This window comes from Terriglobales bacterium, assembly GCA_035937135.1.
Lineage (GTDB): Bacteria > Acidobacteriota > Terriglobia > Terriglobales > Acidobacteriaceae > DASYVL01.
Map to the genome: position 1 here is coordinate 1 of DASYVL010000090.1, position 10060 is coordinate 10060.

Genomic DNA, 10060 nt, shown 5'->3' on the forward strand with positions numbered 1-10060 from the left:
TCCGCCGCCTCTGAATCGAAGTTCTGGCAGGAGATGTTCGGGCACAGGACGCGCCCGCCGCTCTTCTTCGCGCCCGGCGATCCGCAATCCGGGCAGTTGATCTTCCCTGAGAAAAGGTCGAAGAGTCCCATGACTTCCCTCCCGGGGGCAGCCGGAGCTGCCCGGAAACAATGTTGAGAGCATTCGAGGGGACGGCCCGTAAAACGAACCTTCGCTTTAGCGACAGGTTATTCCATAACCCCCATCTACAGGCAGCTACCCTCCCTCACGGGCTTTAGCCGGCTGCTGCTTCTGGGACCGGAGAGAAAGCGGCGGTTCCCTTGCGGGCCCGCCGCCTGGCGACCGTCCCCTCGAATGCTCTCGACCGTTGCTGCTTCTTCCAGATGAAAAATGGCGCCTCCACCTGCTGGTGCCGGATCAAGCGGCGGCGATGGACCAGCGAAGGCAGTCCCATCGCCCGCAGCGCGGCAAAGGGGATCCGCCGGAAATAGCCCTTGCGGTGGCCGCCGCCGAAGGCCACGCTCAGCACTTCCTCCGCCAGCCAGCGGTCGAGGCGGCGCAGTTGCTCCTCGTCGTCCACGTGCTTGAGGTAGTAGTCGAGGATGGCAACGTTGCGCACGCCGGCGTCCACCGTGCGGGCGGCGATCTCGACTGCCAGCCGGGCGCGCGTCTCCGGCTCCAGGACCTTCTTCAAGCGCGAGCGGTTGCGGCGGAAGGCGAAGCGAAACAGGTTGCAGATCTTTCTGAACTTGTCACGGGAGAGGGCCACGCCTCCGCCGGCGCGGAACTCCAGGCCGAGATGGCGGAACCTCGGCGTCCACTGGAACGCGGCGTCGGAGACGCACTCTGCGCTCAGTACGAAATCTCCCTGATGCGTGGCTTTGGTGCGCAGGCGAAGGTGCGCCAGATTTTCTTCCAGCCTGTGGCTCGCGTCCAGAAGCCCCTTCCGATCCGAGGACAGAAGAAGGATGTCGTCAGCATAGCGGAAATAGGAGATCCCGGGCAGCGAGGAAAGCTCGTGGTCGAGCTGAGTCAGATAAACGTTGGCAAGCACGCAGGCGGTGGCCGAGCCGAAGGGGATACCCACGCCCGCTTCCCGTTCCGCTCCCTGCTCCAGATACGAAAAGCGCACCCGCTGCTCGAGCAGCTCGAACAGGTAGTCGTCCGGATCCACCAGCCCGCCCAACTGCTCTATCAGAATCTCGTGGTTGACCGAGGCGAAGTAGTTGGAGATGTCGCGCTTGAGGACGTAGATGGGCTGCGGTCCCCGCAAGATGTCGGCGATCCCTGCCTGGCAACGGTCGAGCCCGAAGCTGCGCGTGCGGTAGGCGTAGGAGTGCGGCGAGAACCAAGCGTGCAGGCGCTGGTTCAGCAAGCGATAGAGCACCAGGTCCACGATGCGCTCTTCCCAGGGCGAGACGTACAGGGTCCGGTGCTTACCGTTGAAGTTGTAGTGGAGCGCCAAGGCAGGACGGAAGCGGAAGTCGTGGTGAGCCAGCGCCTGGTGGATGGCGTCCAGCCCGCGCAGGCCGCGGCCGGCCAGGTCGTAGAGGGTGTGGCCGTCGCTCGAAGTCGCCAGAGCCTTGCGCCAGTGGAAGAGCGGCTTGGTGTAGACACGCAGCGCGGCCTTGTAGAGCTCGGCTTCGCGATAGACGTCATTCCAGCGCAGCCGCCGGCCCAGACGCGAAGTTACAAGCGACCCTTCCACCGCAGCACCCCGATTCGGGCCACAGTTGTACGCCAGTTCAGGGCCGGGTTCAACCGGCGGCTCTTACACGGCCACGGGCTGCGGTGTCTCCACGCTGGCCTCGCGCAGGAAGCGGGCGGCCTCTTCGGGCGGGGTGGGATTGATGTAGAAGCCTGTGCCCCACTCGAAGCCGGCGGTCTTGGTGAGCTTGGGCATGAGCTCGATGTGCCAGTGGTAGTAGTCGTTGGTGGCCTCCTGCACCGGCGAGGAGTGGAGTACCAGGTTGTAGGAGGGATTGTCGAGGACGCGGTCGGTCTTCTGCAGCAGCGTCTTCAGCGCGCGGGCGAGGTTCTCATAGATGCGGGAGGCGGAGTTCTCGAAGGCTGACTCGTGCTGCTTGGGCAGGATCCAGGTCTCGAAGGGGAAGCGCGGGGCGTAGGGAGCCAGGGTGACGAAATTCTCGTTCTCGGCCACCACGCGCACGCCGGAATCCATCTCCTGGCGGATGATGTCGCAAAACACGCAGCGCTCCTTCAGGGTGTAGTACTGCTTGGCGCCCTGCAGCTCTTCTCCCACCAGCCGGGGAAGGATGGGCAGGGCGATGAGCTGGCAGTGCGAGTGCTCGAGAGAGGCGCCCGCTGACTCGCCGTGGTTTTTGAAGATGAGGATGTACTTGAAGCGCTTGTCCTTCTTCAGATCCACGATGCGGTCGCGGAAGGCCCAGAGCACTTCCTCGATGCGCTTCTCCGGGAGCGTGGCCAGAGTCTGATTGTGGTCCGGCGTTTCGATGATGACCTCGTGGGCACCGATGCCGTTCATCTTGTCGAACATGCCCTCGGCCTGGCGGTCGAGGTTGCCCTCGATGCCCAGCGCCGGAAACTTGTTGGGCACCACGCGCACTAGCCACCCGGGACTGTCCGGGGACGGCGTTCCGCCGCCGGGATTGGGACGGTAGGCCAGGACCTCCGGCGGCGTCTTGCCCTCGTTGCCATAGCAGAAGGGGCAGAATCCCCCCTTGGGCTTGGTGGACTCGCGGAAGAAATCGGTGGGGCGCTTGGCGCGGTCGCTGGAGATGATGACCCAACGTCCGATGACAGGGTCTTTCCTGAGCTCGGGCAAAAAACGTGCTCCTTTCAGGAGTTGGCTGGCCGCCCAGACATATTACGACACCGGGAAGGCATTCTTAAATAGGGTGATCTCGGGAGCTCCCGCGGCCGCCTCAAGGTAAACGCTGACCACGTCGAAGCGAACGGCGGGCGAACCGGCCACGCACCGCAGATACTCGCGGGCCACGCGCTCGAGGTCGTGCTGCTTTTCCGCGTCCACGGCGGCCTCGGCGGGCATCACGGCGCGGGTGGTGCGGGTCTTCACCTCGACGAAGCAGAGCACGCCCTCCCAGCCGATCAGGTCCACTTCGCCGTGCTGGCGTGGGGAACGATAGTTGCGCGCCACCATCACGTAGCCCAGTCGCCGCAGGTGGAAGTAGGCTTCCTCTTCCCCGCGGCGCCCGGTGGCCAGATGCGGCGCCCCGGCGGGCGGACGAAGCGTGAGCTTCGCCGCTCGGTCGAGCGCACGAACTGCCAGGCGGGTCAGCCTTCCCGGCATCTACTTCTTCTTTTCCGCCAGCGCGATGCACTCCTCGAGCACGTCCAGCGCCACGTCCGCCTGCTCCTTGGTGACGATGAGCGGCGGCGCGATGCGGATGGAATTCTCGCCGGCGCCCAGGAAGAGGATGCCGCGCTCGAACGCCGCCTCGACGATGCGGTCGCGCTCGTCGTGAGCGATAGCTTTGGTCTTTTGGTCCTTGACGATCTCCACGGCGATCATCAGGCCCATACCGCGGACGTCGCCCACCATGGGATGCTTCGCCGTCCAGCCGCTCAGCCGGCCCAGGATGTGGCGGCCGACCTCGGCGGCGTTCTTCATGGCCTCGCGCTCGATCACGTCGAGCGTGGCCAGCGCCGCGGCGATGCACACCGGATTCCCGCCGAAGGTGGAGGCGTGCGAACCCGGCACCCAGTCCATGATGGAGGCGCGGCTGATGACCACGCCCAGCGGCATGCCGGAAGCGATGCCTTTGGCGCTGCACACGATGTCGGGCTGCACGCCGGCGTGCTCGATGGCCCACCACTTGCCGGTGCGCCCGGCGCCGGATTGTACTTCGTCCGCCACCAGCAGGATGCCGTTCTCGTCGCAGATGCGGCGCAGCTCCTGCAGGAACTCCGGCGGCGCGGGCAGGTATCCGCCCTCGCCCTGGATCGGCTCCACGAAGATGGCGGCCACCTCCTCGGGAGGCAGTGTGGTCTTGAACAGCTTCTCCTCGATGAAGCGGGCGCAGCCGCGCGCGTACTCGGTGGCGTCCGTTCCCGCGGGCCGGCGGTAGAGGTTGGGGAACGGCACGTGGGTCACACCCGGCATCAGCGGCGCGAACCGCCGGCGCTGCTGCGGCTTGGACGACGTCAGGGCCAGCGAGCCCATGGTGCGGCCGTGGAAGGCTCCGAAGAAGGCGATGAGGTGCTGCCGCCGCGTGTGGTAGCGCGCCAGCTTGATGGCCGCTTCCACCGCTTCCGTCCCCGAGTTCCCGTAGTAGATCTTGTGCGGCCCGGGCATGGGAGCGATCTTCGAAAGCCGCTCGGCCAGCGTGATCATGTTCTCGTAGTAGAAATCGGTGCCGGACATGTGGATGAGTTCGCCGGCCTGCTTCTGGATGGCGGCCACCACCTCGGGATGGCAGTGCCCGGTGGAGACCACGGCGATGCCGGCGGAAAAGTCGAGGAACTCGTTGCCGTCCACGTCCTCGATCACCACGCCGCGGCCGCGCTGGGCCACCAGCGGGTAGGAGCGGGTGTAGGAGGGCGAGAGCCAGCGGTCGTCTTCCTTCAGGATGCGTTGCGCGTTGGGCCCGGGCAGCTTGGTCTTGATGCTGGGGCCGGTAACAGTAGCGGTCTTGGAAGCCATGTCTTTATCTCCTCGCAAAATGGTTGGTCCCGCAGGGCGGGACGGGCGGAAGGTCCGGCCCCGATACGCATTCAGGGGCGGCTCCGGGGCGAGGAGAGAGACTAGTCCCCAGCGAAGAGATTGGGACGCGACCGCGCCGGCAGCATGGGATGCAGGCCGCGGGTGGCGGCCCCATGCTGTGGCGACTCCAAGGCTCGGCGAGAAAGGCTCATGCCGGAACTCCAGACATCATTATAGTCTGGGAAACCCGGCCACGGAACCCCGGGCCCAGGGCAGCCCGGGGGCACCAACACGCTTCTCCGCGCGGGCTACCTTACTTCTGCGTCGCCATGAAAATCGCCAGGAACTGCAGAGCAAACCCGGCCACGATCCCGCCAAGGAAGCCACCCAAAATCAGATTCTTCTTCGGGTGCTCAAACTTGGCGAAGCCCCAATAGACTGCATAAGGCCAGAAGCAGAAGCACAGAATTCCGTGCAGTGCTCCGCCCGTCTTGAAGGCGTGGATGAGAATCAGGATCCAACAAACGACGGAAACGAGGTACAACGCCAAAGCCAACAGAAAGATCACAGCTCCCATGGGATCAATCCTCCTTGAGTTTTCTAAACTCCCAGCTTGCCAGCGGTTGCGTAGGCCAGCATTCGCAGGACCCCAAACACCAATAACGAATAGATGAATCCGTGGTAGCCAAGTCGGATGATCCGGTCATGGCGGCCGCAGAACTCCGCAAGCTGTTGCCGGACTCCCGCAGGGAGGAAGTTGTGAGCCGCCGCAATCACAAACAGGGGCAAGAGGATGAAGGCAAAGGGATGGTAGAAGAAGGCCGCGGCCGGATTTCCCTGGATCAGCGAAGAAAGGGCGCGGGTGAGGCCGCATCCGGGACAGGGCAGTCCTGTCACCGCACGGAAGAAGCACACCGGAATGCCAGCGCCGTCGGGCGGAAGGTGCGAAACCAGCAGCAGCATGGCCAGCGATCCCCAGGTGGCAAAGGGATTGAAGAACAGGCGGTAGCAGTCGGGCGCGGGGGAGCGCACCCCCGCGGGGCGCCAGAGGGCCGAGACCAAACCGGGAAATGTGCCTGAGGCCATGGGAAATCCACATCTGCGGACGGCTGCGCCCGGGGCGCAAATCCGTCCTGAAATTGCCAGAAGCGTACGGGCAGGCGCGGAATCCGTCAAGCATTGATTTTTCGAGGTTGTCCTGAGACGCCCGGCCCTGCATCTTCACGCCGGCGCTCGGGCCACGAAGACATTTTCAGAATCGGACGAGCGCGCAGCCGCGTCTCATCTACTCTAGAGTTCGATCGCGCCCATGACTTACGCAGCATGACTCACGCAGAACGACAGCATCGCTTCCGGGTCGCCCTCGCCTTCGGCTTGGTGTACGTGCTCTGGGGCTCGACCTACCTGGGCATCCGCATCGTGGTGGAGCACATCCCGCCCAGCGTGATGGGAGCCTCGCGCTTCCTGCTGGCCGGACTGCCCATGTTGGGCTGGTGCGCGCTGCGCGGGCGGCGCCTCGCGCTCACCCTCAGCGACTTCTGGCGCGTGCTGGCGATCGGCGTGCTCCTTCTGACCGGCGGCAACGTTATGGTGGCCTGGTCGGAGCAGTACGTCCCCAGCGGCCTGGCGGCGCTGATTGCCGCCATCGTGCCCATCTGGGTCGCGGTCATCGAATCCATCCTGCCGCGGGGCGAGCGGCTGGCAGGACGCGGAGTGGCGGGCCTCGCGCTGGGCATCGCCGGACTGGCGGTGCTGATGTGGCCGCGCCTGACCGCCAGCGGCGCCGCCGGACACATGCAGATCCTGGGCGCGCTCGGCCTGGTCTTCGCCACGCTGAGCTGGGCCAGCGGCTCCATCCTTTCCCGGCGCTCGCAGTTACGCATCGATCCCTTCGCCGCCACTGCCTGGGAGATGACCCTGGCCGGCTTGGTCAACCTGGGCATCGTCCTGGCCCTGGGCGACCACCACCGCGTCGTCTGGACAGCGCGCGGCGTCGGCGCCATCCTCTATCTGGTCGTCTTCGGCTCCTGGATCGGATTCACCGCCTACATCTGGCTGCTGGAGCACGTCCCCACGTCGAAGGTGGCGACCTACGCCTACGTGAACCCGGTGGTGGCGGTGTTCCTGGGCTGGCTGGTGCTCCACGAGCACGTGGATGCCTACATCGCGGCGGGGACGGCGGTCATCATCGCCGCGGTGGCGCTGGTGAACAGCTCCAAGATTCACAAGGCCGCCGCGCCCGCAGAGCCGGAGCTGCCGGCAGTCGAGGCCCAAGCCGACTGACTCACCACTCGCCACTCACTACTCGCCACTATTTTCTCTTCCAGCGCACCCCATCCTTGGTGTCTTCGAGCACGACCCCATCCTGGGCAAGCTGGTCGCGCAGGGCGTCGGACTTCCTAAAATCGCGGGCGCGGCGCGCCTGGTCGCGCTCGGCAATCAGGGCCTCGACCTGCTCGTCGTTAAGAGCGGTCACGGTTACTTTGCCAACCGAAGGAACCCCTTCGGAACCGGTAACGGCGACGGTAACATCCTGCCGGCCTGCCCATTCATGCACCTTGCGAATCTTTTCCGCGTCATCGTCGCGCATCACGGCGAAGATCTCGTCGAACTTCTCCAGCGCGGCCAGTAGCGGCGCTACATCGTCTTTTCTCAGCTTGCCGGCATCCGCCTGGGCGTTGGCCTCGCGCACCATGTCGAAGATGGCGGCCAGCGCCTGCGCGGTGTTGAGGTCATCGTCGAGCGCGGCGCGCATGCCGTCCACCGTCTCCTGGGCCAGCTTGGCGATGCTCTCGTCCTCGCCCGCCGGAAGCTTTTCCGTCTCCAAACGTAGCTTGAAGTTACGCAGCCGCTCTACCGAGCGTGCCGCCGCCTTCAGCCCGTCGAAAGTGAAGTTGAGCTGCCGGCGGAAGGGCACGGAGGCCAGCAGGTAGCGCAGCGAAGAGGGCTTGTGGTCCATCAGGATGATGTCGCGCGGGGTGTAGAAGTTCCCCAGGCTCTTCGACATCTTCTCGCCCTCCACCAGCAGGAAGCGGGCGTGCACCCAGAAGCGGGCGAAGGGCTTGCCGGTGAGCGCCTCGGACTGCGCGATCTCGTTCTCATGGTGGGGGAAGATGAGGTCTTCGCCGCCCAGATGGATGTCGAAGGTCTCGCCCAGGTACTTCATGGCCATCACCGAGCACTCGATGTGCCAGCCGGGACGTCCGCGGCCGAGCGGCGTCTCCCACGAGGCCTCGCCGGGCTTGGCCGCCTTCCACAGCGCGAAGTCGCGGACCTCCTCCTTGTCGAAGCGGTCGGAGTCCACACGCGCGCCGTCCTGCACCTGCGCCAAGTCTCTCTTGGAGAGCTTGCCGTAGCCGGGAAAGCGCGCGATGCGGAAGTAATAGGAGCCGTCCTCGGCGCGGTAGGCGAAGCCCCGCTCCACCAGCTTGGCGATGAAGGCGGCCATGTCCGCGATGTGCTCGGTGGCGCGCACCAGCTTCGACGACCGCGCGATGCCCAGCATGGCGGCGTCCTCGAGGAAGGCGGTTTCGTACTTTTTCGTGTACTGGGGGACGGTGAGGCCTAGCTTGGCCGAGTTCTCGATGATGCGGTCGTCCAGGTCCGTGATGTTCATCACGTCCTGCAGCTCGAAGCCACTCTGGCGCAGGAAGCGCGCCAGGATGTCCACAAAGATGAAGGTGCGGAAGTTGCCGATGTGGCCGTAGTCGTAGACCGTGGGTCCGCAGGCATACATGCGGACGCGGCCCGGCTCGAGCGGCTGGAATTCCTCCAGCTTCCCGGAGAGCGTGTTGAAGAGGTGCAGCGCCATGCGATGGGCTAGTGATTGTAAATGATGACCGCAGAGCGCCGGAGGGCGCAGAGAATCCGGCGAGGGGCGGAGTTCACGCGGCGGCGGCCGGCGGCGGGCTCTGGGCCCGCAGCCGGTATCCCAGGCGGAAGATGTAGTGCACGCCGGAGAGCACCGTAAGCACCATCGTGGCCCACAGCGCCACCTCCTTGCCCAGTGTCACCGCTTGCGTGGGCACGACTTCATCCAGCAGCACAAAGAAGACGGCGAGGATCTGCGCCGTGGTGTTGGCCTTGCCGTAAAAGCTGGGTGGGAAGTCGCGGAGCGAGGTGGTGGCCCACAGCACGACGCAGGTGGCGACGATGCCCAGGTCGCGGCTGAAGACCAGCACCGTTACCCGCCAGGGGATCTTGTGCGCCAACGACAGCACCAGGAACAGCGTGCTGAGCAGCAGCTTGTCGGCGATGGGATCGAGCAGCATGCCCAGGGCGGTCTTCTGCTTCAGCGCGCGGGCGAGCATGCCGTCCAGGAAGTCCGAAAGCCCGGCGAGCACGAACAACGCCAGCGCCCAGCGGTAGTGGTCGTCCAGGATGGTGATGACGATGAAAGGGATGAAGAGCAGGCGCAGCAGGGTGAGCTGGTTGGGGGCGGTTCGGAGCTGTGAGATCACCGCCGCAGCCAGCTCCGCAGTTCATCTTCGGGCAGGTCGAGCAGGGCGGCGGCGCGAGCCAGGTCGCGTCCCACGGATTCGACCGTGGCCGCGACCAGCCGGCGCTGGGCCTCAGCCAGCGTACAGCCCACCTCGATCCCGGTGGCCGGCGCCGTGCCCACCAGCTCGGTGAACTCCCGCTCGGTCTTGGAGTGGAAGCGCTCCTGGAGCGAGGGGATGTCGCCGTTGCGCGCGTCAATCTCCACCCGCTCCACCCGGTGCATGGGGAAAAACACCGCGCCCAGGGAGGCAGGCTCGCCCGAGCGCACCAGGCCGACGAAGTCATCAAAGGAGTTCAGGTCCAGTCCGCGCACGCTCAAGCCGGCGGGTGAGATGTCGAGGATCGCCCCCCAGAACTTCTCCCGCGGGCTGTTGAGCGTCACCAGCACCATCACGCCCGAGACGAAGCGGGCGGCCTCCGCCCGCGGCTCCTCGCCGGAAATCCCGACGGGCGCCCCCGCCTTTCTGCGGCTCTCCATGGGATGGATTCTCCGCGCCTCGGCTTGGGAATGCAAATTGACCTGTCCCCGATGGCGGCCTAACATGCTCCGCCAAGGGGCCTTCCCAATCTCTCACGTTCAGGCAGGAGGAGCCTATGGCGGCAGTGAAACTTCTGGTGCTCTATCCCCGTCCCAAGGACATAGAAGCCTTCGAGACCCTCTACCAGAAGGAGCATGTGCCCATGGCGGTGGAAAAGCTGGTCGGCAAGACCAAGTTCGTCGCGACTAAGATCTTGGGCTCGCCGCAGGGAACGCCGCCTTTCTATCGGATCGCAGAGATTCACTTCCCGTCGCGACAAGCGCTCGAAGCCTGTGCGGCTACCCCGGGTGCGCAGGAGACAGTGGCCCACGCCATAAGGATTTCCACGGGAGGAGCTCCCATAATTATGATCGCGGAAGAGGAGACCTTTACCTTC

At 65.2% G+C, this 10060-nt stretch carries 11 protein-coding genes; 2 read left to right on the forward strand and 9 right to left on the reverse strand.

What is annotated here, in order from left to right:
* Window positions 1-274: 274 nt before the first annotated feature.
* The 6 genes from VGQ94_05460 to VGQ94_05485 all read right to left on the reverse strand — a co-directional run bounded on the left by VGQ94_05460 (window position 275) and on the right by VGQ94_05485 (window position 5731).
* Complete coding sequence (locus VGQ94_05460) at window positions 275-1708, reverse strand: reverse transcriptase domain-containing protein (GenBank protein ID HEV2021956.1); 1434 nt, start codon at window positions 1706-1708, stop codon at window positions 275-277.
* A 63-nt stretch (window positions 1709-1771) separates the two neighbouring features.
* Entirely contained in the window at window positions 1772-2806 is a 1035-nt protein-coding gene (galT, locus tag VGQ94_05465) for a galactose-1-phosphate uridylyltransferase (GenBank protein ID HEV2021957.1), read from the reverse strand.
* A 42-nt stretch (window positions 2807-2848) separates the two neighbouring features.
* Window positions 2849-3292, reverse strand: coding sequence for a YraN family protein (locus VGQ94_05470; GenBank protein ID HEV2021958.1), 444 nt, complete (start codon window positions 3290-3292; stop codon window positions 2849-2851).
* Window positions 3293-4645 (reverse strand): acetyl ornithine aminotransferase family protein, encoded by a 1353-nt coding sequence (locus VGQ94_05475; protein ID HEV2021959.1) that lies wholly within the window; start codon window positions 4643-4645, stop codon window positions 3293-3295.
* A gap of 313 nt (window positions 4646-4958) precedes the next feature.
* Complete coding sequence (locus tag VGQ94_05480) at window positions 4959-5222, reverse strand: hypothetical protein (GenBank protein ID HEV2021960.1); 264 nt, start codon at window positions 5220-5222, stop codon at window positions 4959-4961.
* A 23-nt stretch (window positions 5223-5245) separates the two neighbouring features.
* The gene (locus VGQ94_05485) at window positions 5246-5731 is read right to left on the reverse strand and encodes a DUF2752 domain-containing protein (protein HEV2021961.1); all 486 of its coding nucleotides are present in this window, start codon (window positions 5729-5731) and stop codon (window positions 5246-5248) included.
* Between the two features lie 237 nt (window positions 5732-5968).
* On the opposite strand from VGQ94_05485, the gene VGQ94_05490 reads away from it, so the two are divergent.
* On the forward strand, window positions 5969-6928 hold the full coding sequence (locus VGQ94_05490) for an EamA family transporter (GenBank protein HEV2021962.1): 960 nt from the start codon (window positions 5969-5971) through the stop codon (window positions 6926-6928).
* Between the two features lie 28 nt (window positions 6929-6956).
* On the opposite strand, the gene cysS is transcribed toward VGQ94_05490, so the two are convergent.
* The 3 genes from cysS to VGQ94_05505 all read right to left on the reverse strand — a co-directional run bounded on the left by cysS (window position 6957) and on the right by VGQ94_05505 (window position 9623).
* A complete protein-coding gene (cysS, locus tag VGQ94_05495; protein ID HEV2021963.1) occupies window positions 6957-8456 on the reverse strand; it encodes a cysteine--tRNA ligase in 1500 nt (499 codons plus the stop codon).
* A 73-nt stretch (window positions 8457-8529) separates the two neighbouring features.
* Window positions 8530-9105 (reverse strand): CDP-alcohol phosphatidyltransferase family protein, encoded by a 576-nt coding sequence (locus VGQ94_05500; GenBank protein ID HEV2021964.1) that lies wholly within the window; start codon window positions 9103-9105, stop codon window positions 8530-8532.
* A complete protein-coding gene (locus VGQ94_05505) occupies window positions 9102-9623 on the reverse strand; it encodes a hypothetical protein (GenBank protein HEV2021965.1) in 522 nt (173 codons plus the stop codon). The genes VGQ94_05500 and VGQ94_05505 overlap by 4 nt, the downstream gene beginning before the upstream one ends.
* A 116-nt stretch (window positions 9624-9739) precedes the next feature.
* Between VGQ94_05505 and VGQ94_05510 the strand changes: the two genes are divergently transcribed.
* The coding region (locus tag VGQ94_05510; protein HEV2021966.1) for an EthD family reductase at window positions 9740-10060 on the forward strand (321 nt) is incomplete at its 3' end.

What these genes read in the sequence shown, in the direction of transcription:
- VGQ94_05470 (HEV2021958.1), bottom strand. Translation starts at nt 3,292, where the DNA reads ATGCCGGGAAGGCTGACCCGCCTGGCAGTTCGTGCGCTCGACCGAGCG.
- VGQ94_05475 (HEV2021959.1), bottom strand. Translation starts at nt 4,645, where the DNA reads ATGGCTTCCAAGACCGCTACTGTTACCGGCCCCAGCATCAAGACCAAG.
- VGQ94_05480 (HEV2021960.1), bottom strand. Translation starts at nt 5,222, where the DNA reads ATGGGAGCTGTGATCTTTCTGTTGGCTTTGGCGTTGTACCTCGTTTCC.
- VGQ94_05485 (HEV2021961.1), bottom strand. Translation starts at nt 5,731, where the DNA reads ATGGCCTCAGGCACATTTCCCGGTTTGGTCTCGGCCCTCTGGCGCCCC.
- VGQ94_05490 (HEV2021962.1), top strand. Translation starts at nt 5,969, where the DNA reads ATGACTCACGCAGAACGACAGCATCGCTTCCGGGTCGCCCTCGCCTTC.
- cysS (HEV2021963.1), bottom strand. Translation starts at nt 8,456, where the DNA reads ATGGCGCTGCACCTCTTCAACACGCTCTCCGGGAAGCTGGAGGAATTC.
- VGQ94_05505 (HEV2021965.1), bottom strand. Translation starts at nt 9,623, where the DNA reads ATGGAGAGCCGCAGAAAGGCGGGGGCGCCCGTCGGGATTTCCGGCGAG.